Annotated in this window: 21 protein-coding genes; 13 read left to right on the forward strand and 8 right to left on the reverse strand. The window is 67.2% G+C overall.

The annotated features are described in order from the left end of the window. Positions 1-48: 48 nt before the first annotated feature. The 3 genes from P9A17_RS02265 to P9A17_RS02275 all read left to right on the forward strand — a co-directional run bounded on the left by P9A17_RS02265 (position 49) and on the right by P9A17_RS02275 (position 3,254). The gene (locus tag P9A17_RS02265) at positions 49-864 is read left to right on the forward strand and encodes an HAD-IIA family hydrolase (protein ID WP_278036966.1); all 816 of its coding nucleotides are present in this window, start codon (positions 49-51) and stop codon (positions 862-864) included. Between the two features lie 4 nt (positions 865-868). After that, on the forward strand, positions 869-1,801 hold the full coding sequence (locus P9A17_RS02270; RefSeq protein ID WP_278036967.1) for an LLM class F420-dependent oxidoreductase: 933 nt from the start codon (positions 869-871) through the stop codon (positions 1,799-1,801). Between the two features lie 103 nt (positions 1,802-1,904). Beyond that, on the forward strand, positions 1,905-3,254 hold the full coding sequence (locus tag P9A17_RS02275; RefSeq protein WP_278036968.1) for an FAD-dependent monooxygenase: 1,350 nt from the start codon (positions 1,905-1,907) through the stop codon (positions 3,252-3,254). Here the strand turns inward: P9A17_RS02275 and P9A17_RS02280 are convergent. From P9A17_RS02280 to P9A17_RS02295, 4 genes are all read right to left on the reverse strand, one after another. Then, positions 3,244-4,320 (reverse strand): helix-turn-helix transcriptional regulator, encoded by a 1,077-nt coding sequence (locus P9A17_RS02280; protein WP_278036969.1) that lies wholly within the window; start codon positions 4,318-4,320, stop codon positions 3,244-3,246. The genes P9A17_RS02275 and P9A17_RS02280 overlap by 11 nt on opposite strands. A gap of 110 nt (positions 4,321-4,430) precedes the next feature. Continuing rightward, on the reverse strand, positions 4,431-6,134 hold the full coding sequence (locus P9A17_RS02285; protein ID WP_278036970.1) for a DEAD/DEAH box helicase: 1,704 nt from the start codon (positions 6,132-6,134) through the stop codon (positions 4,431-4,433). A 112-nt stretch (positions 6,135-6,246) separates the two neighbouring features. Next, complete coding sequence (locus P9A17_RS02290; protein ID WP_278036971.1) at positions 6,247-6,744, reverse strand: cupin domain-containing protein; 498 nt, start codon at positions 6,742-6,744, stop codon at positions 6,247-6,249. Between the two features lie 19 nt (positions 6,745-6,763). Next, on the reverse strand, positions 6,764-7,666 hold the full coding sequence (locus tag P9A17_RS02295; protein ID WP_278036972.1) for an SDR family NAD(P)-dependent oxidoreductase: 903 nt from the start codon (positions 7,664-7,666) through the stop codon (positions 6,764-6,766). A 111-nt stretch (positions 7,667-7,777) separates the two neighbouring features. Between P9A17_RS02295 and P9A17_RS02300 the strand changes: the two genes are divergently transcribed. The 3 genes from P9A17_RS02300 (at position 7,778) to P9A17_RS02310 (ending at position 11,144) form a co-directional block, all read left to right on the forward strand. Next, positions 7,778-8,347, forward strand: a complete 570-nt coding sequence (locus P9A17_RS02300; protein WP_278036973.1) for a TetR/AcrR family transcriptional regulator — start codon at positions 7,778-7,780, stop codon at positions 8,345-8,347. Between the two features lie 189 nt (positions 8,348-8,536). After that, complete coding sequence (groL, locus tag P9A17_RS02305; RefSeq protein WP_278036974.1) at positions 8,537-10,162, forward strand: chaperonin GroEL; 1,626 nt, start codon at positions 8,537-8,539, stop codon at positions 10,160-10,162. A 142-nt stretch (positions 10,163-10,304) separates the two neighbouring features. Next, a complete protein-coding gene (locus tag P9A17_RS02310) occupies positions 10,305-11,144 on the forward strand; it encodes a DUF559 domain-containing protein (RefSeq protein WP_278036975.1) in 840 nt (279 codons plus the stop codon). Positions 11,145-11,179: 35 nt separating this feature from the next. Here the strand turns inward: P9A17_RS02310 and P9A17_RS02315 are convergent, their stop codons facing one another. Further along, positions 11,180-12,499: an MFS transporter gene (locus P9A17_RS02315; RefSeq protein WP_278036976.1), complete on the reverse strand. Its 1,320-nt coding sequence runs from the start codon at positions 12,497-12,499 to the stop codon at positions 11,180-11,182. Between the two features lie 100 nt (positions 12,500-12,599). Here P9A17_RS02315 and P9A17_RS02320 point away from each other — a divergent pair, with 100 nt between their 5' ends. Beyond that, positions 12,600-13,595: a zinc-binding alcohol dehydrogenase family protein gene (locus P9A17_RS02320; protein ID WP_278036977.1), complete on the forward strand. Its 996-nt coding sequence runs from the start codon at positions 12,600-12,602 to the stop codon at positions 13,593-13,595. A 2-nt stretch (positions 13,596-13,597) separates the two neighbouring features. Here the strand turns inward: P9A17_RS02320 and P9A17_RS02325 are convergent, their stop codons facing one another. Then, positions 13,598-13,933: a pyridoxamine 5'-phosphate oxidase family protein gene (locus P9A17_RS02325; RefSeq protein WP_278036978.1), complete on the reverse strand. Its 336-nt coding sequence runs from the start codon at positions 13,931-13,933 to the stop codon at positions 13,598-13,600. A 30-nt stretch (positions 13,934-13,963) separates the two neighbouring features. On the opposite strand from P9A17_RS02325, the gene P9A17_RS02330 reads away from it, so the two are divergent. Then, complete coding sequence (locus P9A17_RS02330; RefSeq protein WP_278036979.1) at positions 13,964-14,776, forward strand: SDR family oxidoreductase; 813 nt, start codon at positions 13,964-13,966, stop codon at positions 14,774-14,776. Here P9A17_RS02330 and P9A17_RS02335 read toward each other — a convergent pair. Continuing rightward, positions 14,768-15,322: a carboxymuconolactone decarboxylase family protein gene (locus tag P9A17_RS02335; RefSeq protein ID WP_278036980.1), complete on the reverse strand. Its 555-nt coding sequence runs from the start codon at positions 15,320-15,322 to the stop codon at positions 14,768-14,770. The two genes, P9A17_RS02330 and P9A17_RS02335, sit on opposite strands and share 9 nt — an antisense overlap. Continuing rightward, the gene (locus P9A17_RS02340) at positions 15,319-17,067 is read right to left on the reverse strand and encodes an amidohydrolase family protein (protein ID WP_278036981.1); all 1,749 of its coding nucleotides are present in this window, start codon (positions 17,065-17,067) and stop codon (positions 15,319-15,321) included. Before P9A17_RS02340 ends, P9A17_RS02335 begins: the two co-directional genes overlap by 4 nt. Positions 17,068-17,089: 22 nt before the next feature. Between P9A17_RS02340 and P9A17_RS02345 the strand changes: the two genes are divergently transcribed. The 5 genes from P9A17_RS02345 to P9A17_RS02365 all read left to right on the forward strand — a co-directional run bounded on the left by P9A17_RS02345 (position 17,090) and on the right by P9A17_RS02365 (position 21,067). Next, positions 17,090-17,479, forward strand: a complete 390-nt coding sequence (locus P9A17_RS02345) for a VOC family protein (protein ID WP_278036982.1) — start codon at positions 17,090-17,092, stop codon at positions 17,477-17,479. A gap of 3 nt (positions 17,480-17,482) precedes the next feature. Continuing rightward, entirely contained in the window at positions 17,483-18,442 is a 960-nt protein-coding gene (locus P9A17_RS02350; RefSeq protein ID WP_278036983.1) for a hypothetical protein, read from the forward strand. A 10-nt stretch (positions 18,443-18,452) separates the two neighbouring features. After that, on the forward strand, positions 18,453-18,956 hold the full coding sequence (locus tag P9A17_RS02355; RefSeq protein ID WP_278036984.1) for a mycothiol transferase: 504 nt from the start codon (positions 18,453-18,455) through the stop codon (positions 18,954-18,956). 83 nt (positions 18,957-19,039) lie between these two features. Further along, positions 19,040-19,528 carry a PA-phosphatase gene (locus P9A17_RS02360; protein ID WP_278036985.1) on the forward strand — a complete coding sequence of 163 codons (489 nt, stop codon included), beginning with the start codon at positions 19,040-19,042 and terminating at the stop codon, positions 19,526-19,528. A gap of 9 nt (positions 19,529-19,537) precedes the next feature. Then, complete coding sequence (locus P9A17_RS02365) at positions 19,538-21,067, forward strand: aldehyde dehydrogenase family protein (RefSeq protein ID WP_278036986.1); 1,530 nt, start codon at positions 19,538-19,540, stop codon at positions 21,065-21,067. Positions 21,068-21,100 lie beyond the last annotated feature (33 nt).

Consider the following 21,100-nt stretch of genomic DNA (forward strand, 5'->3'; position numbering starts at 1 on the left):
CCCCGGGTCCCGAGTTGCGGACGACCGCCTGCCGTTTACTGTCGCACCATGGCGATCGGTGGAGTTCTGTTCGACATCGATGGCGTGCTGGTGACCTCGTGGACGCCGATCCCCGGTGCCGCCGAGGCGTTGCAGACGTTGTCGGACAACCAGATCGCTTGCGCGTACCTGACCAACACGACCACCAAGACCCGCGCCCAGATCGCCGACCTGCTGACCGATGCGGGCATCGCGGTGCGCTCCGACGAGGTGATCACCGCCGCCGTCCTGACTGCCGACTACGTCCGCAGCCGCCACCCGGACGCGCGGTGCTTCCTCGTCAACAGCGGGCAGATCGCCGAGGACATGCAGGGCATCGACATCGTCTACTCGAGCGAATTCGACGGTCCCCGCGCACCGGAACCACCCGATGTGGTGCTCCTCGGTGGCGCGGGCCCCGAATACAGCCACCTGACGCTGTCCTGGGTCTACGACTGGATGGCCCAGGGGGTGCCGGTGGTGGCCATGCACCGCAGCACCGCCTGGACCACCGCGGACGGTCTGCGCGTCGACACCGGCATGTATCTGATCGGGATGGAGCAGACCTCGGGCCGCAAGGCCAGCGCCGTGGGCAAGCCTGCGCCGGAAGGGTTTCTGTCCGCGGCGAGCCGTCTCGGTGTGGACCCCGACGAGATGTACGTCGTCGGCGACGACCTCAACAACGACGTGCTCGCCGGCCAGGTCGTAGGGATGACCGGAGTGCTGGTACGCACGGGCAAGTTCCGGCAGGACACGTTGGACCGGTGGGCTGCAGACGAATTCGCGATGCAACCGAACCACGTAATCGACTCGGTGGCCGACCTGCCCGCGCTGCTCGGCCTGTGACCCCATGCGATTCGGTCTGACCGCTGCGCTGCCACGCACCGGACAACATGCGCGGGCGTTCGCGCAGCGGGTCGAGGCAGCCGGCATCGACGTCCTGACCTTCGCCGATCATCTCGCACCCGGCGTGGCGCCGTTCACGGCCGCAGCCGCGGCTGCAGCCGTCACCACACGTCTGCACGTCGGGACCCTGGTGCTCAACAACGACTTCCGCCACCCAGTCGAAACTGCGCGTGAAACGGCAGGATTGGCAACGCTTTCCGACGGACGATTCGAACTGGGCATCGGCGCCGGCCATATGAAGTCCGAATACGATGCCGCGGGAATCCCGTTCGACGGCCCTGGCATCCGCGTATCACGGCTCATCGAGTCTGTCACCATCATCCGTGGACTGCTGGCCGGAGAGCCAGTCGACGTCGACGGCACCTATTACCAGGTGCACGCGCAGTCAGGTGAACTCATCGCCGCTCCGACGCGGCGGGTGCCGATCCTCATCGGCGGCAACGGCACCCGCGTGCTCCGACTGGCCGGCCATGTCGCCGACATCGTCGGCTTCGCCGGGATCACCCACAACCACGACGCGACCCGGGTACGGCTGACCCACTTCGACGGTCCAGGCCTTGCCGACAGGATCGCGGTGGTGCGTGATGCGGCGGGACAGCGGTTCCCCGAGATTGAGCTCAACGCGCTGATTCAGGCGGTCGTTGTCACCGACAACCGGCGCGAGGCAGCCGCCGAGCTCGCGGAGAAGTTCAACGCCGACCCCGATGCATTGCTGTCATCGCCGTTTGTGCTCATCGGCACCCACAAACAGATGGCAGAACAGCTGGCGGCGCGTCGAGATGAGTTCGGAATCAGCTACTGGACCGTGTTCGACGAGCTACCGGGGCGGGCCTCCGCACTATCCGACATCGCCGAGGTCATCGCGCTCCTGCGCTGATCAGTCGTGCCCGACTCAACCAAAGATCAACCGTTCGGCTGAGGTTTTTTGCGCCCGCGTGGTGCCTCATTGAGCCATGGGGAACCAGGGGAATCATGCTGTCGTGCTGGGGGCGAGCATGGCCGGGCTGCTGGCAGCGGGGGTACTGACCGAGTTCTACGACCGCGTGACGATCATCGAACGCGACGAACTCGACGACAGTGCCGCGCCGCGGCGCGGGGTGCCGCAGAGCAGGCAACCGCACGTCGTGCTGGCCCGATGCGTGCAGGTCATGGAGGACATCTTTCCTGGCATCACGGCGGAAATCGTCGATGCCGGGGCCCATGAATGGTGTGACGGCGATCTGTCACGCTTCTACACGCGATTCGGCGGCCATCTGTCCAGCCAGACGGGCCACATCCCGGACCCGACGTCGTTGCGGATCCTCTATGCCAGCCGACCGTTCATCGAGAGCCACGTGCGCCGCCGTGTGCGAGCGCTACCGGTGGTCACGGTCCTCGACGGCCACGATCTCGACATGCTGATCTCGGCCGGTGGTGAGGTCGTCGGCGCGCGGGTCACCAGCCGCGCCGACCACTCGACCACCGACCTCTACGCCGACCTCGTGGTCGACGCAACCGGTCGCGGCTCCAGGACACCGTCGTTCCTCCAGGAGATGGGATACGCGCGGCCGCGCGAAGATCAGCTGGCCGTCAACATCAGCTATGTGAGCATGCCGGTGCGGATCCCCGACGGAGTTCTGCACGAGTACCTGTTCCTGGACCTCTTCCAGCCGGGACGGCCTTACGGGTTCGCCCTCTCGCGGTGCGAGTTCGACCATTGGAGCGTCCTGATCGGCAGCCTGGGTAAACACGTCCCACCACCTGCCAGCGTCGACGAATTCTTCGGCCACGCAAAGCAGTTGATGCCGGAGTACGTCTACGACGCCGTGCGGAACAGCGAACCGCTGGCCGAGCTTGCGCTGCACCGGTTTCCGGCGAGCCGGTGGCGGCGCTACGACCAACTGCGCCGCTTGCCCGAGGGGCTGCTCGTCACCGGTGACGCGGTGGCCAGCTTCAACCCCATCTACGGTCAGGGGATGACGATCGCCGCCATCGACGCGATGGTGCTCCGCGACTGCCTGCTCCGCGGCCCACAGGGGCTGCAGCGTCGATTCCACCGCGCAGCCGCGCGCGGCATTCAGGTCGCCTGGCGCACCGCCGTGGGGTCGGACCTGGCATTGCCGGAGGTCGAGGGTAAGAGGACGATGTCGACGAAGCTGACGAACGCCTACATCGACCGGGTGTTGCGCGCGAGTCAGATCGATCCGTTTGTGACCCAGCAGTTCCAGCGGGTCACCGGCATGCTTGAACCGCCCACCGCGCTTTTGAAACCCGCGATGTTGCGGCGCGTGTTGCAAAGGGCGCCGAACCTTGAGTCGAGCGCTCCTGCAGCGATTTCCGCTACGGCGTGATGGCCGCGAGCAGGCGCACCAATTCGGCCTGGCGGTGGGTGTCGGTCTTGTCGTAGACGTGTTGCAGATGGGTCTTGATGGTCGCCACCGTGAGTGACAACTCGTCTGCGATCACGGACAGCGTCTGGCCCCGGCCGATGCGCAGCGCTACCTCTGCCTCGGCATTGGTGAGCGAGAAAATCTGCTGCACAACGGGTTTCGGTGGCGCGCGGCGCTCGTCGGGATCGACGATGACCACCAGGGCGTGTGGGAGTCCTTGCTCCCACACGGGTGAAATTGTCACGATCAGTGGCCGCAACTCTCCCGTGCGCGGCAACCGGAGCGAATTACCGGTGCGCTCGGCGGATGCAGTGGCTGCGGATATCGAGCGACGGAACTCGATGTCCGAGCGCGGCATCGTCAGCGTGAGACGATCGCAGTGAACGGAAAACCCTGTGCTGCATCGGATCAGCGCGTCGAAGGCCTGATTGGACTGCAGCACCGTGGTATCGGCGGCCAGGACCGCGGCGGGCGCGGTCATCGCATCGACCGGATGGGCGGGGCGCCGGACCTCTCCGCGCAGTTCGGACAGGATGTTCTCGGTGTGCAGCGCATGCCGCAAGTGGGGAACCAAGAGTTCGACAACCCTGGCCTTATCTGGTTCGGCGAACGACTTGTTGCCTTGAGGGGCGGCCACCAGGAAAGACACCGTGCGTGGACGTTCGGTGATGCGCACGAACAGGCCGCCGTCCATTTCGTTCGGACGCATCCAGTCGGCGTTGAACTCGGAACGCGGATTCAGTGCGATCAGCTCTTCGCCCGCGTGCACTGTCCCGACCGCGCTCGCGTCGACCGCTTCCAGCACGTAGTCGAGATCCCGGTAATAGTCCTTGTAGTCCCGCATGGCGGGCGCGCTGATGCTGCAGGACAGGGCGTCGCGGGGGCCGTTGTCGGCGCTGACCAATGCGCAGCCGGTGCCGCCGAGCGTGGTGCGGACCAGCTCCAGCGCGCCGACCCACCGGTCCGGTGCGGCGGCCGCCGAATGGACCTCGGTCGTTATTTGCGAAAACTGCTCGATCGTGATCATGTCCACCCCCACGCATTGCGTGCCCAGGATGAATTTAAACCCGCTGAACTGTGGAAATGCAAGACCGAGCGATGAAATTTAACGTGGTCGCCGAATTGGGCGGCCTTTCGTCAGGCGGTCAGTTCCCTTTGCAAAATCCGCACGGCTTCGATGCGTTCCTTGAGTTGTTCGCGCGTCGCCGCCGCCACCGGCGGCCCGCCGCAGCGGCGACGCAACTCGTTGTGGATCCAGCCATGCGGCCTTCCGGTCCTGTGATGTGCCAGCGACACCAGCGTGTTGAGCTCGCTGCGCAGATCACGCAACTGCCCGTGCGTCGACTTCGGCACCGCAGCGCCCGACTCGGTGCGCTTCTGCATCTGCTCGTCTTGCCTGCGACGCAACAGATCTCGCATCGAGGCTGCATCGAGCAGGCCCGGGATGCCGAGGTAGTCGGCCTCCTCGTCGCTACCCGCGGGCGTGGCCGTCCCGAAGGATGACCCGTCGAAGATCACCTGATCGAGTTCGGCGTCGGCGCCGAGGTATTCGATCTTGTTCTCTTCCTCGCCGGGCTCGTCACGCTTCTGCTCGGCCAGCTCGGCGTCGAGCGGATCTTCTTCGGTCTCCCGGTGCGGCTTGCCGAGCACGTGGTTGCGCTGCGCCTCCATCTCGCTGGCCAGCAGCAGCAGGTTCGGCACCGACGGAAGGAAGATGCTCGCCGTCTCGCCCGCGCGGCGGGACCGGACGAACCGGCCGATCGCCTGCGCGAAGAACAGCGGTGTCGACGCGCTCGTCGCGTATACGCCGACCGACAGCCGTGGCACGTCCACGCCCTCGGACACCATGCGCACCGCGACCAGCCACCGCGACGTGCCCGCCGAGAACTGAGAGATGCGGTCGGAGGCGCCCTTGTCGTCGGACAGCACGACCGTCGGCGCCTCACCGGTGAGCTTTGTCAGCAGCTCGGCGTATGCGCGGGCCGCCGTCTGATCGGTCGCGATGATCATGCCGCCGGCGTCGGGAACGTGCTGACGCTTGCCCTGCAGGCGCTTGTCGGCCGCTGCGATCACCGCGGGCATCCACTCGCCCCTGGGATCGAGGGCCGACTTCCACGCGCGCGCCGTCTGCTCGGCCGTCAGTGGCTCACCAAGACGAGCGGCATGCTCCTCGCCCGCGCTGTCGCGCCACCGCGCCTCACCCGAGTACGCCATGAACATCACCGGCCGCACCACGCCGTCGGCGAGGGCGTCGGAGTAGCCGTACGTGTGGTCGGCCGACGAGCGGGCGAATCCGTCGGGTCCGGTCTCGTAGGTGATGAACGGGATCGCGCTGTCGTCGCTGCGGAACGGGGTCCCCGTCAGCGACAACCGCCGCGTCGCGTCGTCGAACGCCTCCCGGATCGCGTCGCCCCAGCTCTTGGCGTCGCCGCCGTGGTGGATTTCGTCGAACACGACGAGCGTCTTGCGATTCTCAGTGCGCACCCGGTGCCGGCTGGGGTGGCTGGCCACCTGGGCATAGGTGACGACGACGCCGTGATACTCCGACGACGTCTGCGAGTTCGAGTTCGAGAACTTGGGATCCAGCGCGATGCCTTGGCGTGCCGCGGCCTGCGCCCACTGGATCTTCAGGTGCTCCGTCGGGACGACGATCGTCACCGCGTCGACGGTTCCTTCACCGAGGAGTTCGGCGACGATGCGCAACGCGAACGTCGTCTTGCCTGCTCCAGGGGTGGCGACGGCGAGAAAGTCGCGTGGCTTGGCGGTCAGGTATTTGACCAGCGCTCGCCGCTGCCAGCCCCGCAGTGCCTGGGCACCGGGCGTTCCGGCCGAGCCGGACATAGGCTCAGCATCAGCCCGCACCCACGACTCCTTCCGACCGGAATGCAGTCTAGGGCAGGCAGTTCCGCGATGGCACGTTCGCGGCGTGTCCGGGTGCGGCGTGTCTGTGCGGCTACTCGACCCAGTGGTTGTCGTGCCTGATGAACCACTCGGCGCGTTCCTCGTCCGACAGCTCGCCGACCTGTGACAGCCCCTCGAAGTAGAACTCGCGGGGTGCGCCGGGTGCGAACAGCATCAGCATCGACACCGGCTCGTCGCCCTCGTTGCGGAAGCCGTGGATCCCACCCGGCGGGACGTAGAGGTAGTCGTTGGTGCTGCCGTCGATCCAGTCGGTGCCGTCGTAGAGCCGGACGGTGCCCGACAGGACGTAGAAGGCCTCGGAGATCGCCCGGTGGAAGTGCGGTCCGGGGCCGCCGCCTTTCGGGGCGATGTTGACGCGGTAGAGGCCGTACTCACCGCCCGTCTCCTGCTGATTGGCGAGGTAGTGGTACTCCACCAGCCCGAACGTCGAGTGATCGGCCTCCGCGTCGCCGCGTTTGAGCCACGCGCTCTTCTCGGGTTCGTCGGCGGTGTAGCGGGCCGGCGGATATGGGGGAATGACCAGTGACACGGCGCCCAGTCTGCCCGTGTCAGCTGATCGGGAAGGTCACCTTCGTCAACTCCTCGGAGATCTCCCACAGCCGGCGCTGCTGATCGATGTCATAGGACTGGTCGCTGGAAGCCACGACGACGGGTTTGCCCCGCTGCTGGCCGATGCCGTCGGGGCCGTAGTACTGGCCGCCGAGCACGCTGGGGTCGGTGGCCGCGCGCAGCGTCGGCAAGGCGCCGCGGTCGGCGGTCTGGGCGAACAGCACGGGTGCGGCGGCCAGGAACGCCCGCTCGACCGGCCGCGGCAGGTTGCGTGCCAGATCGGTGGTCGAGGTGCCGGGATGGGCGGCGACGGCGATCGTGGTGCCGCGCGGTGCGAGCCGGCGCTGCAGCTCATAGGTGAACAACAGGTTGGCGAGCTTGGACTGGGTGTAGGCGCCCATCCGGCTGTAGCTGCGCTCCCACTGCAGGTCGTCCCAGTGGATGGAGCCGCCCATCTTGTGGCCGTTGCTGCTGACGGTGACGATGCGCGACCCGGGCACGTCGAGCAGTTGTTCCAGCAGCAGGCCGGTCAGCGCGAAGTGGCCGAGATGGTTGGTGCCGAACTGCAGCTCGAAACCGTCCTTGGTGGTGCCTTTCGGCGTCGTCATGACGCCCGCGTTGTTGATCAGCAGGTTGATGTCGTCGTAGCGGCCTTTGAGCTCGTCGGCGGCGCTGCGGATCGAGTCCAGCGACGTCAGGTCGAGCTCCTGCACGGCGACGTCGCCGGCGATCTGGGCCGCGGCCTGTTTGCCCTTCTCGACGTTGCGGACGGCGATGACGACGTGCGCACCTTTGGCGGCGAGCGCCTTGGCGGTCTCGAAGCCCAGCCCGGTGTTCGCGCCGGTGATCACGGCGGTGCGGCCGGTCTGGTCGGGGATGTCGGCGGCGGACCAGTCGGTCATGCGGTTCTCCTCGCGTCAAAGTAGTTAGACTCGTTAAACGGAGCGCACGCCCCGGTTGGTTCCGACTATACGGAACGCGCGCCCCGCTTACTGTTCGCTGAAAGGGAAACCGTGACCGCCGCCCGACCCGTACGCGCCGACGCGGCGCGCAACCGGCTGCGGGTGCTCGAGGTCGCCTACGAGACTTTCGCGACCGAAGGGCTCACAGTGCCCGTCGACGAAATCGCCCGCCGAGCAGGGGTCGGCGCCGGCACCGTCTACCGGCACTTCCCGACGAAAGACGCGCTCGTCGTCGCCGTCGTCGAAGACAGGCTGCGCCGCATCGAGGAGGGCGCACGCGCGCTTCTGGAGTCCGAAGGCCCAGGTGAAGCCCTATTCGCCTTCCTGCGGGAGATGGTGCGGACGGCTGCCGCCGACCACGGCCTGGTCGACGCGGTCGCCGGGTACGGCATCGACCTCGAGGCGGTGGCTCCCGGCGCCGAGGCCTCGCTGATGGCGCTGCTCGGGGAGCTGCTCACTGCCGCCCAGGGTGCCGGTACGGCCCGGACGGACATCGGGGTACCGGAGGTCAAAGCGCTGTTGCTGGTGTGCAAGGTGCCGCAGCTGTACGGCGCCGAAGTTTCCGACCGGGTGGCTCGGGTGATCGAGGACGGCCTCCGGGCCCGCCCGCAACGATCCTGAACAGGGCACCTGACCTTGCACTCGCCCAGGTCGAGTGCTAGAAAGGCACTTGGCACTCGCGACCGGTGAGTGCTAGGTCGGACCGGTGAGATCGGGGCCGCATCTGCGAGCACAGCCCCAATCGTCCGTCGCGGGCACTGACTCCGACCAACAGACGTGCATCCCCAATCCCGGAGGAAACACTTCGCAATGGCTAAGACAATTGCGTATGACGAAGAGGCCCGTCGCGGTCTCGAGCGGGGCCTCAACAGCCTCGCCGACGCGGTAAAGGTGACGCTGGGCCCCAAGGGTCGCAACGTCGTCCTCGAGAAGAAGTGGGGCGCCCCCACGATCACCAACGATGGTGTGTCCATCGCCAAGGAGATCGAGCTGGAGGACCCGTACGAGAAGATCGGCGCTGAGCTGGTCAAGGAAGTTGCCAAGAAGACGGACGACGTCGCCGGCGACGGAACCACCACTGCCACCGTGCTCGCCCAGGCTCTGGTTCGCGAAGGTCTGCGCAACGTCGCAGCCGGCGCCAACCCGCTCGGCCTCAAGCGCGGTATCGAGAAGGCCGTGGAGGCCGTCACTCAGGGCCTGCTGAAGTCGGCCAAGGAGGTCGAGACCAAGGAGCAGATCGCTGCCACCGCCGCGATCTCCGCGGGCGACGTCCAGATCGGCGAGCTCATCGCCGAGGCTATGGACAAGGTCGGCAACGAGGGTGTCATCACCGTCGAGGAGAGCAACACCTTCGGTCTCCAGCTGGAGCTCACCGAAGGCATGCGCTTCGACAAGGGCTACATCTCGGGTTACTTCGTGACCGACGCCGAGCGTCAGGAAGCGGTCCTCGAGGATCCCTACATCCTGCTGGTCTCCTCGAAGGTTTCGACCGTCAAGGACCTGCTGCCGCTGCTGGAGAAGGTCATCCAGTCCGGCAAGCCGCTGCTGATCATCGCCGAGGACGTCGAGGGCGAAGCCCTGTCGACCCTGGTGGTCAACAAGATCCGTGGCACCTTCAAGTCCGTCGCCGTCAAGGCCCCGGGCTTCGGTGACCGCCGCAAGGCCATGCTGCAGGACATCGCGATCCTGACCGGTGGCCAGGTCATCAGCGAAGAGGTCGGCCTGTCGCTCGACACCGCCGACGTCGCGCTGCTGGGCACCGCCCGCAAGGTCGTCGTCACCAAGGACGAGACCACGATCGTCGAGGGCGCCGGCGACAGCGATGCCATCGCCGGTCGCGTGGCCCAGATCCGTGCCGAGATCGAGAACAGCGACTCCGACTACGACCGCGAGAAGCTGCAGGAGCGCCTGGCCAAGCTGGCCGGTGGCGTTGCAGTCATCAAGGCCGGAGCTGCCACCGAGGTGGAGCTCAAGGAGCGCAAGCACCGCATCGAGGACGCCGTCCGCAACGCGAAGGCTGCCGTCGAAGAGGGCATCGTCGCCGGTGGTGGCGTGGCTCTGCTGCAGTCGGCTCCGGTTCTGGAGGCGCTGGAGCTCACGGGTGACGAGGCCACCGGTGCCAACATCGTCCGTGTGGCGCTGTCGGCTCCGCTCAAGCAGATCGCCTTCAACGGTGGTCTGGAGCCCGGTGTCGTGGCCGAGAAGGTCTCGAATCTGCCTGCGGGTCACGGCCTCAACGCCGCGACCGGTGAGTACGAGGACCTGCTCAAGGCCGGCGTCGCCGACCCGGTCAAGGTGACCCGTTCGGCGCTGCAGAACGCAGCCTCGATCGCGGCGCTGTTCCTCACCACCGAGGCCGTCGTTGCCGACAAGCCGGAGAAGGCCGCCGCACCTGCGGGCGACCCGACCGGTGGCATGGGCGGTATGGACTTCTAAGTCCCAGTACGAGAGAGGCCCGGTCCCGTTCGCGGGGCCGGGCCTTCTTCGTTCATCCCCAACGTGGGTTCTATGCACAGGTTCGGCCCGAAAAGCGTGCGGGAGGCCCACTCTCGTCGGTGCCCGCGGCGACGGTCGCGGCATGGAATGTTTCCTCGGGAGTGCGGCGGTGCGCAATGGCTTGCTCACTCGACGCGGTTTGGCTCGTCATCACCGTCTGATCTATCGCGACGTCTACCTTCCCCGCGACGTCGCGCTCACCGCGCAGATCAAGGCGGAAGCCGCGTGGCTGGCCACCGGCGCCGTTCTGGGAGGACTGTCGGCGGCGGCTGTCCTCGGCACCAAGTGGATTGATCCGGCCGCGCCCGCAGAGATCGTTCGTCCCGACCGGCACGCGGCCGCAGGCATTCTCGCCCACTCGTGGTCTCTGGCTGCCGGGGAGACGTGCCTTGTCGCAGGCGTCGACGCGACGACGCCCGCGCGCACAGCCTTCGATATAGGCCGTACCCGACCACCAGATCAGGCGGTACCCATTGTCGACGCGTTGATGAATGCGACGCGTGTCTCGCCCGCGGCCGTGGCCGCCGTTGCTGCCGCCCACCCTGGAGCGCGGGGCGTCGCGCGTATCCCCGGGTTGCTGGAGCTAGTCGACGGCGGCGCCGAGTCTCCGCAGGAAACGAGAGTGCGGCTGATCCTGCTGCACGGCGGTCTGCCTCGGCCCGAAACTCAGATCGTGTTCCGCGAGCTTCGAATTCGCGTCGACATGGGCTGGCGCGAATGGAAAGTCGCCGTCGAGTACGACGGTCTCCAGCACTGGACGGACGGCCGACAGAGGTCCTGGGACATCGAACGTCTGGCTCTGCTCGAGGCGGCAGGGTGGGCCGTGATTCGGGTCAGCGGTGACATGCTGCGGCGGCCTGACGTTGTGGTCGATCGAGTTCGCACAAAACTGCGCGAGCGTGGGGCTTCAGTACGCGATTGACCCGAATTCTGTACATAGGCCCCACGTTCGATGCGTCAAAGGGTGTGCAGCGGTGCGGGTTTGAGGGCCAAGGTGGCGATGACGCTGATGACCGCCGTCGTGACCAGGTAGCCACATGCAAGCCATGGAGAACCGCCCGCCGCGCCGATCAGCGCGGTGAGGATCAGCGGCGTCAGGCCCGAGGCGAACACCCCGGAGAGCTGATAGACCGTCGACAGGCCCGTGTAGCGGATGCGCGCCGGGAACAGCGATGCATACAGCGTGCCCTGCGCCCCGTAGAACAACGCGTGGATCACACCGAACACCACGACCATCGTGATCGCATAGAACGCAATGTCTTTCGTGCCGAACAACGCGAACACCGGGAACACCGCAGCCGCGTAGGCCGCGATGCCGATCGCGTAGATCCTCTTCGGCCCGTACCGGTCGGCCAGCAGACCCGACACCGGCAGCAGCGCCGCCATCAACACGGCCGCGACGGTGACGGTGACGAGCACGGGCACCTTCTCCAGCTTCAGCGTGCCCGTCGCATAGGAGATCGCGAACACACCCCACGTATTGAATGCCGCACCCTCTCCCCACCGCGAGAGCATGCCCAGCACAGTCGATTTCAGGATCGGCGGGCGGAAGACCTCCTTCAGGGGCACCGCGGCGCGGTCATCGCTATCGCGGACCTTCTCGAATGCCGGTGTCTCGCTGGCTTTCAGTCGCACCACCACGCCGAAGATCACCAGCACGATGCTGAACAGGAACGCGATCCGCCATCCGTAGGCGAGGAACGCGTCGTCGGGCAGTGCCACCTGAAGAAGGGCGAAAACGCCTGTGCCCAGGGCGAGTCCGAGAGCCAAGCCGACCTGTGGGATGCTGCCGAACAACCCGCGCCTGCGGGACGGGCCGTGCTCGACGGCCAGCAGCACCGCGCCGGCCCACTCGCCGCCGAGCGCGAAGCCCTGCACAATGCGCAAGAGCAGCAACAGGATCGGAGCCAGCACGCCGATCTGGGCGGCAGTCGGCAGCACACCCATCAGAGCGGTCGCGCCACCCATCAACAGCATCGTCAGCGCGAGGGTCTTCTTGCGGCCGATGCGGTCGCCGACGTGGCCGAAGACGAATCCGCCGATCGGTCTCACCACGAATCCGACGGCGAACGTCGCGAACGACAGCAGCGTGCCGACGAACGTCGACTGGTCGGGGAAGAACGCCTGGTTGAACACCAGGCTTGCCGCGGTGGCGTACAGGAAGAAGTCGTACCACTCGATCGTGGTCCCGACGAGGCTCGCCCACAGCGCCGTGCGGGCCTGCGGCGTCACCGTCTGCTGTTCGTCGGCCGCGTCGGGCGCATTCGTCACAGTCACGGGGATCTATCAGCCCAATTCCGGGGCCTGCCGACAAGGGTTGGAATCGGCCTGACGAAAAGGCGGATGAAACGCGCCGGTCGATGAGTTGGGTCTGAGCATGAGCACCATGACTGCCGTCGGCGCCTTCGCGGCCGCCGATATCGATGCCAGCCTGCGCGACATCACCGTCGATATCCCCGAACTACGGCCGCGTGACGTGCTGGTACGCGTGCAGGCCGTGTCCGTGAACCCCGCCGACTGGAAGGTGCAGGCCGGCGTGACGGCCGAGTCCGAGCCGGTGATTCTCGGGTTCGACGCGGCGGGTGTGGTCGAGGCGGTCGGGCCCGACGTGAGCACGCTCACCGTCGGCGACGAGGTCTGGTACGCCGGTGACATCAAGCGGCCGGGGAGCTACGCCGAGTATCAGGCGGTCGACGAGCGCATCGTGTCCCGCAAGCCGGCGTCACTCTCGTTCGCCGACGCGGCCGCGCTGCCGCTGACGACGATCACGGCGTGGGAGTCGCTGTTCGACCGCTTCGGACTGACCCGCGAGTCGACCGGCGACCTGCTGGTGCTCGGTGCCGCGGGAGGCGTCGGCTCGATCATGATCCAGCTCGCGAAGGCCCTGACCGGCGTCCGCGTCATCGCCACCGCCAGCCGTGACGAGTCCCGCGCATGGGCGCAGAGCATGGGCGCCGACGTCGTCGTCAACCATCACAACCTGCGCGACGAAACCCTGGCCGTTGCCCCCGGAGGCATCGACTACTTGTTCTCGCCGCACTCGGCGGGGAACATCGGTATCTACGCCGAGATCGTCAAGCCGTTCGGGCACATCACGGCCATCGATGAGCCGACTGGCTTGGATCTGGAGCCCCTGAAGGCGAAAAGCATTGCGTGGCATTGGGAGTTGATGTTCACGCGGGCGATGTTCGAGACACCGGATATGATCGAGCAGCAGCGGCTGCTCGCCGCGACCGCCGACCTCGTCGACCAGGGCGTCCTGCGCACCACCGTCACCAAGACCATCACGGACTTCTCCGCGGCCGGGCTGCGGGAGGCCAACCGGGACGTCAAGGCGGGCAGCATGACCGGCAAGGTCGTGGTTTCACGCTGAAGTTACTCGGTAATCGGCACGCAGGGCGCGGCAGGCCGGTGCAGCACCGCGCCCGTCGGCACGACGGTCATCCCCTCGTCGACATCGGCGCGCCCGTCCACGATCAGCGAGTAGCCGCCGGACTCGCGCGGCGGCCAGACGAGCGTGACATCGGGGTGCGCGGACGCGTTGCGCCGCGTGCTGTTGCCGACGGAGGTGATCCGCAAGGTGCCGTCGGTCAGGGTGGGGTCGACTGCGACGGTGTGAGCGCGGAAATCGTCTCCGACGGTGATCAAGTAGGCGAACGGGTAGTCGACGAGAGTGTCGGCCAGCTGGTCGAGATCCACCTTGACGCTCATGGCCCGAGAGTACGGCGTTAGGTTCGAGGGATGCCGCTCCCAACACCGTCCCCGACCACCACCGCCGTCGTCACCGGAGCCTCGTCGGGCATCGGCGCCGATCTGGCCCGTGAGCTCGCCGCCCGCGGGCACGGCCTGACCCTCGTCGCCCGACGCGAAGATCGCCTGCGTGACCTCGCCGACGAGCTATCCGGAACCGTCCGTGTCGAGGTCATCGCCTGCGACGTCGCCGATGCCGAAGCCCGCGCCGACCTTCTCGCCGAAGTCGAGCGCCGCGGCCTGACCACCGACATCCTGATCAACAACGCCGGTATCGGCACCATCGGCCCGATCATCGATTCGACCCCCGAGGCCGAGATCAACCAGGTGCGCGTCAACGTCGAGGCCGTCATCGACCTGACCACGCGGGCGGTTCAGCAGATGGTGCCACGCGGGCGCGGCGCGATTCTCAACGTCGGCTCCACGGCAGGATTCCAGCCGTTCCCCGGGCAGTCGGGTTACGCGGCGACGAAGGCATTCGTCCGGTCGTACACCGACGGGGTTCGCGGCGAACTCGCCGGTACGGGTGTCACCGTCGCGGCGCTGCACCCCGGGCCCGTGCGCACCGAGTTCCTGGAGACAGCGGGCATGGATGAACGCACCTTCGCCGCCGCGTTCCCGAAGTTCCTGTGGATTCCTTCGCGTGATGTCGCGAAGAAGGGCATCGAGGCGCTCGAGACCGGGCGCAGCGTTATCCCGGGATGGCAGAACGAGATTCCCGCTCGCGTCTTCGAGTTCCTGCCGCGCCGTCTGCTGCTGCCGCTGCTCAAGAATCAGCATCCGGCGCTGCGCCAGTCACGCTGACGCGGGCCAGCTCCGCATCCAGCCCTCGACGGGCAGATCGAGGCCGTTGCACAGCGTGCATATGGTGCGGTACCAGCCGACGGCGATCAGCAGCTCCATCCGTTGTTCATCGGACATGTTGGTGCCCAAGGCTTTCCACGTGTCAGCAGTGAGTGACCCGGTCTGCTCGATCTCGTCGACAGCGGCGATCAGCACTTGCTCGTCGGCCGACCATCCGACGTCGGCGCCGGTAACCAGCGCGTCGCACTCGTCATCGGACACCCCGGCGATCGGCCCCCAGAACGCGGCCTGCCCACCCCACTCGTACGCGCAGCCGACGAGCGCACAGATCCGCAGGATCGCGATCGTGCGAACCCGCGGCGGCAACTTGGTGTCGACGTAGAGCGCCTCACCCAGCTTGCGCAGCTTGGCCGCGAGTGCGGGGTGCCGCTGCAGGCAGCGCACGAGCAGCAGCGGTTCGTAGGTGCGGTCGGGATGCCCCCAGCTGCCGATGCCTGCCGCATCCTCCTCGCTCCACGGCGGGGCAAGCGGCGCAACGCGACTCATGCGGGGCTGGACTGGCGGCCACGCACCAGCTTCCCGGGACGCGCTTCGGTGGGCACACCGTTCTCGGCGATCACCTCGCCGGAAACGATGGTGGCGACGTAGCCGTCCGCGGTCTGGTCGAGGCGCCGGCCGCCCGCGGGCAGATCGCCGACGACGACAGGCTTGTGCAGCCGCAGGGCTGCGGTGTCGATGACGTTGAGATCGGCCTTGTAGCCCACGGCGATTCGACCGCGATCGGCCAGGCCGGCCACTCGAGCGGGTACGGACGTCAGCTCCCGGATGACCTCGGAGACCGACAGCCGTCCGCTGTTTCTGTCGCGTACCCAGTGCGTGAGCATGTAGGTGGGAAAGCTTGCGTCGCAGATCATTCCGTAGTGGGCACCCCCGTCGCCGAGGCCGAGCACGACGTCGTCACGGCTGATCAGCTCCGCGACGGTGTCCAGCGTGCCGTCGCGGAAGTTGGCCAGCGTCACGAGGAGCATGGCGTGGCCGTCGTCGTCGAGGAGCCGGTCGTAGGCCTCTTCCAGCGGGCTGACGCCGCGGGCGGCAGCCCGCGCTCCGATCGAATCCTCGGGCAACGGCTCGTAATTCGGCGGATCGCCGAGCGGGAACATGTAGTTCCATGCCTGCGCTGCGAACATCAGAGGGTGCCCGTCGCTGGCGGGTTTGTCGTTCAAGATACGTTCGCGCACTTCGGGTTTGCGCATCTCGGCGACTTTGTCGGCCAGGGGTAGTCCTGCGATCTCGCGGTACGACGGGTACATCACGAACGGGTTGCCCGACAGATCGAGGCCGAGCACCAGGCCGATGGGGCGCGGGAAGATCTGACCCGTCACGTCCCCACCGTCAGCGTTGGCCTTCTCCACCATGCGTAAGGCATCGAGGTGGATCGGCGGGCCGGCGTTGCCGATCGCCAGCGTGAACGTCACCGGCAGGCCCACCTCGGAGGCGACGTCGAAGACCGCCTTCAGGGCGCCTTCGTAGTCGCCCGCCATCAGGTCGGGCACGAACTGCAGGAGCCCACCGCCGGCGTCGTCGACCCCGCGGGCGATGGCCTCAATCTCGGCGTACTCCGCCTCGTAACTCGGAATCGGTTGTCCGCCGGCTGTTTTGTGCAAGGTCAGCCGCGACGACGCGAACCCGAGTGCGCCGGCGGTGATGGCTTCCTCGGCGAGCTTGCGCATCAGCGCGAGATCTTCGGGGGTGGGCAGTTCGCGATCGACCCCACGTTGGCCCATCACGTACACCCGCAGCGGCGAGTGCGGCAGGAACGCGGCGACATCGATGTCGCGGCGTCGCGAGTCGAGGGCGTCGAGGAACTCGGGGAAGGTCTCCCACGTCCACGGCAGGCCGTCGACCATCACGACGCCCGGAATGTCCTCGACGCCGGCCATCACGTCGACGAGAGTGTCGTGGTCCTCGGGGCGGCAGGGCGCGAACCCGACGCCGCAGTTGCCCATCACCGCGGTGGTGACGCCGTGCGCCGACGACGGCGTCATCCGGTCCGACCAGATCGCCTGACCGTCGTAGTGGGTGTGGAGGTCGACGAACCCGGGCGTGACGAGAAGGCCTGTCGCGTCGATCTCGTGGGTGGCGTCGCCGTCGACGGAACCCACCGAGACGATGACACCGTCGCGCACCGCGACGTCCCCGGTGAACGGTTCGCCGCCGAGACCGTCGACGACGGTTCCCCCGCGCACCGCAAGGTCAAATGTCGCCCTCCGGGCGATGGAGCCATCTGTCATATCCCGAATGTACGGTGAGGCCATGATCGACCACTTCGGAATCAACTGTGCGGATTGGGAGAAGTCGAAGGCCTTCTACGACAAGGTGCTCGGCTCGTTGGGGTACACGCGACAGATGGATTTTCAGGTTGCCATCGGGTACGGGACCGAGGGCAAACCCGACTTCTGGATCGCCGACATGAACGCCGGTGACGCCAAGGGGCCGAACCGTGAGGCGCACTTCGCGTTCCAGGCTCCTGACGCCGAGGGTGTCCAGGCGTTCTACGCCGCGGCGGTCGAAGCCGGCGCCGAGTCGCTGCACGAGCCGCGGCTGTGGCCCGAGTATCACGAGAACTATTACGGCGCATTCGTGCGCGACTTCGACGGCAACAACGTCGAGGCGGTCTTTCACGGTGGCGGCCCGAGGGCCTAGGCGGTGAAACGGTGGGCTCTGCTGCTGGGCCTGGCTCTGGTGCTCGCCGGTTGTTCATCGGGTGAGGAGCCACCGCCTGTCGTGAAGCCGGTGGCGGCACTCGACGGTTCCTACATCGTCGAATACGACGGCACCGGCACGACGAACGGCGCCCCGGTGCTCGGCCAGAGCTCCGGGAAGGCGGGGTGGGTGTTCCAAACCGCGTGCGATGAGGACAGCTGCGTCGCCGCGGGCGGCATGATCGCCGACCCCGAGAACCCGGGCGCCCCGCTGAAGGACGCGCGAGTGGCCGACTACGTCGACGGACGGTGGGTCATGATCCACCGCAGCGAGAACGTCGTCACGTGTACCGGGCCGAACGGCGAGGAGTTGAGGGCGGACGGCTGGTCGATCTGGGACATCGCCATCGCACCGGACATGAGCCTGCGCCCGACGATCACCACCGTGGGTGTCGGCGACTGCCCGTCGGTCAACGTCGTCACCCCGGTGATGACGCGGGTGGCCGACCGCTTGCCGGAGTTCCCCGTTCCCGATCCGACGCAGCAGCCGCCGAGGACAGTCGCGGCCGCTACCGGTTTTCATGGCTCCTACACATCGACCAGGACCCGCCGCGGTCAGGACGCCGAGCCCGAAGTGGCCGATCGGAACGTCAGGACGTACTGCCTCAGGACAGGGGATCGCTGTGCGACCACGGCGACGACACCTGGCGAGCCGGGCGCAGAGTTCGCGCACCTGTCGGTGTTCACCTTCGGTGACGGGAAGTTCGTCCGGTCGACCATCCCGCTGCCCTCGCCATGCGCCGACGGGGTGCCCGGTGCCGCGACGGAAGCCCAGACGCTCAATCTGCCCGCAGGCACCGAGAACCCGTTCCCGGAGGTGAGGGGCGCGGTCGTCAAGAACTTCACCGCCGGATGCGCGGGCGCCGAAGAGTACGACGTCGTCTACGCACTGCGCCCGGCGTAGCTTGGCGACCATGGACTCAGCCCGAGAACTGCTGCGCGACCTGTTCACTCGGCAAGCCGAGCACGTCGACGACCTCACCGAGAACCTCACCGACGACGTCGCCTACTACCGGCCGACACCGGAGGCCAACACCATCACGTGGTTGATCTGGCATACCGCGCGCATGCAGGACGCGCAGGTATGCGACATCGCCGGAACCGAACAGGTGTGGTTCCGCGACGGCTGGGTCGACAAGTTCGGCCTGGACCTGCCGCCCGATGCGCACGGCTACGGCCACAGTCCCGAGGAGGTGGCGAAGGTGCGCGCGCCGGGGCATCTGCTGGCGGGCTACTACCGGGCCGTCCACAAGCTGTCGCTGGAGTACGTGGCATCGGTGTCTGCGGAGGAACTGGCCCGCGTCATCGACACCCGGTGGACGCCCCCGGTGACTGCGAGTGCACGGCTGGTCAGCGTCATCGACGACGCCGCGCAGCATCTCGGTCAGGCGGCCTATATCCGGGGGCTTGTGAGCTGAACTCACTGATTCGGTGGTGGCCGCTCGGTGGCCTGGCCGGTCTGATCGCCCTCGGTCTCGCCGTCGGCAAGGGCTCGACACCGGTGGACGACTGGTTCCAGAACCTCGGCGCCGAGCATCAGGAGCTGAGGTATCTGCTCGTCTTCACCGACGGCGGCGTGGTCCTGACGCTCTGCGGCGTCGTGTTCGTCGCCGCCCTGGTGCGGCGGCGCTGGCGTCTCGCTGCCGCCACCGTGGTCACGCCGTTTCTGGCCGTGATGGCGGCCCGGTTGGCCAAGCTGTCGTTCGGGCGTCTCAAAGGCGAGGAGCTGGCCTACCCGAGCGGGCACACGGCGCTGACGCTGGCGGTGCTGGCGATGACGGTGCTGCTGTTCGGCGCGGCGACGTGGGCGGTCACCGCCGCGGCCGCGGTCATGACGCTCGGTGTGATCGGGCAGGGCGTCACCTACCACTACTTCACCGACACGATCGGGGCGTTGTTCCTCGGCAGCGCGCTGGTGTGCCTGGCCGTGTCCATCGCCAGACTTGACACGTGTCAACCCCGGCGCGACGGAGATCACAGTGCTGGTTAGCATGGGGACATGACAGCGACGTCCGACGTGCACGTGCCCAACGATTTCACCGGCACCGGGACCATCACCAACCCTGCGACCGGAGCCGCCGCCGGCACCGTCCGCTGGACAGACCCCGCCGACATTCCTCAACTCACGGCCGGTCTGCGCGCCGCGCAGAAAGAGTGGGAGGCCCGCGGTCCCAAAGGCCGGGCGAAGGTGTTGTCCCGGTACGCGGTGTGGCTCGGCAAGCATCGCGAGGAGATCGAACGGCTGCTCATCGACGAGACCGGCAAGTCCGCCGCCGACGCCGCCCAAGAAGTGCCGCTGATCATCATGATCGCGTCGTACTACATCAAGACGATGGAGAAGGCGCTCGCCCCGGATCCGCGTCCGGCGGCCCTGCCGTTCCTGGCCATCAAGAAGATCAGCGTGCACTACCGGCCCCGCCCGGTCGTCGGCATCATCGCGCCGTGGAACTACCCGGTCGCCAACGCGTTGATGGACGCCATCGGCGCGCTGGCCGCCGGCTGCGCGGTCCTGCTCAAGCCGTCCGAGCGCACTCCGCTGACCGCCGAACTGCTGCTGCGCGGCTGGCTGGACTCGGGGGCGCCGGAGGTGCTGGCGCTGGCCCAGGGTGCCCGGGCGGTGTCCGAGGCTGTCATCGACAACACCGACTTCATCCAGTTCACGGGCTCCTGTGCGACGGGCGCCAAGGTGATGGAACGCGCGGCCCGCACGCTGACCCCGGTGAGCCTGGAACTCGGCGGCAAGGACCCGATGCTCGTCCTCGAAGACGCCGACGTCGAACTCGCCGCCCATGCCGCCGTGTGGGGCGCGATGTTCAACGCCGGCCAGACGTGCGTGTCGGTCGAGCGCGTCTACGTGCTCGATTCGGTCTACGACCAGTTCGTCGACGTGGTCGTCGACGACGTGATGAAACTGAAGCTGGGGGCCGGCGACGGCAACCACCTCGGCGCGATGATCGACGACACCCAGGTCGCGGTCACCGAACGCCATGTCGCCGATGCGCTCGCCAAGGGTGCCAAGGCGCTGACCGGCGGCACCCGCGGCACCGGCTCGGGCAGCTTTTACGAGCCCACCGTGCTGGTCGACGTCGACCATTCGATGCTGTGCATGACCGAGGAGACGTTCGGCCCGACGCTGCCGATCATGAAGGTCGCCAGCGTCGACGAGGCGATCCGGCTGGCCAACGACAGCCCCTACGGCTTGTCCGCCGCGGTGTTCTCCGGCGACGTGGAACGCGCGAAGGCCGTCGCGCTTCAACTCGACTGCGGAGCGGTCAACATCAACGACGTCATCTCCAACCTGATGTGCACCACCGCCCCGATGGGCGGCTGGAAGACCTCGGGCATGGGTGCGCGCTTCGGTGGGGCAGAGGGCATTCGCAAGTTCTGTCGTCAGGAGGCGGTCGTGGCGCCGCGTACCAACGTCGGCGCGGGTGGGAATTACTACAACAACTCGCTCAAGGCGCTCAAGCGGATGAACACGCTCATGACCAAGATGGCGCTGTTCGGGCCGCGTCGATCAGCGAAATAGTCCACGTCCCGTTCACCCGACGGTCACCGAAAC

The sequence above is a fragment of the Mycobacterium sp. 236(2023) genome (assembly GCF_029623955.1).
Lineage (GTDB): Bacteria > Actinomycetota > Actinomycetes > Mycobacteriales > Mycobacteriaceae > Mycobacterium.

Coding starts and splice junctions, on each gene's coding strand:
- P9A17_RS02265 (WP_278036966.1), top strand. CDS start 49: ATGGCGATCGGTGGAGTTCTGTTCGACATCGATGGCGTGCTGGTGACC.
- P9A17_RS02320 (WP_278036977.1), top strand. CDS start 12,600: ATGAGCACCATGACTGCCGTCGGCGCCTTCGCGGCCGCCGATATCGAT.
- P9A17_RS02340 (WP_278036981.1), bottom strand. CDS start 17,067: ATGACAGATGGCTCCATCGCCCGGAGGGCGACATTTGACCTTGCGGTG.
- P9A17_RS02330 (WP_278036979.1), top strand. CDS start 13,964: ATGCCGCTCCCAACACCGTCCCCGACCACCACCGCCGTCGTCACCGGA.
- P9A17_RS02365 (WP_278036986.1), top strand. CDS start 19,538: ATGACAGCGACGTCCGACGTGCACGTGCCCAACGATTTCACCGGCACC.
- P9A17_RS02295 (WP_278036972.1), bottom strand. CDS start 7,666: ATGACCGACTGGTCCGCCGCCGACATCCCCGACCAGACCGGCCGCACC.
- groL (WP_278036974.1), top strand. CDS start 8,537: ATGGCTAAGACAATTGCGTATGACGAAGAGGCCCGTCGCGGTCTCGAG.
- P9A17_RS02335 (WP_278036980.1), bottom strand. CDS start 15,322: ATGAGTCGCGTTGCGCCGCTTGCCCCGCCGTGGAGCGAGGAGGATGCG.
- P9A17_RS02345 (WP_278036982.1), top strand. CDS start 17,090: ATGATCGACCACTTCGGAATCAACTGTGCGGATTGGGAGAAGTCGAAG.
- P9A17_RS02355 (WP_278036984.1), top strand. CDS start 18,453: ATGGACTCAGCCCGAGAACTGCTGCGCGACCTGTTCACTCGGCAAGCC.
- P9A17_RS02280 (WP_278036969.1), bottom strand. CDS start 4,320: ATGATCACGATCGAGCAGTTTTCGCAAATAACGACCGAGGTCCATTCG.
- P9A17_RS02310 (WP_278036975.1), top strand. CDS start 10,305: ATGGAATGTTTCCTCGGGAGTGCGGCGGTGCGCAATGGCTTGCTCACT.
- P9A17_RS02325 (WP_278036978.1), bottom strand. CDS start 13,933: ATGAGCGTCAAGGTGGATCTCGACCAGCTGGCCGACACTCTCGTCGAC.
- P9A17_RS02285 (WP_278036970.1), bottom strand. CDS start 6,134: ATGTCCGGCTCGGCCGGAACGCCCGGTGCCCAGGCACTGCGGGGCTGG.
- P9A17_RS02270 (WP_278036967.1), top strand. CDS start 869: ATGCGATTCGGTCTGACCGCTGCGCTGCCACGCACCGGACAACATGCG.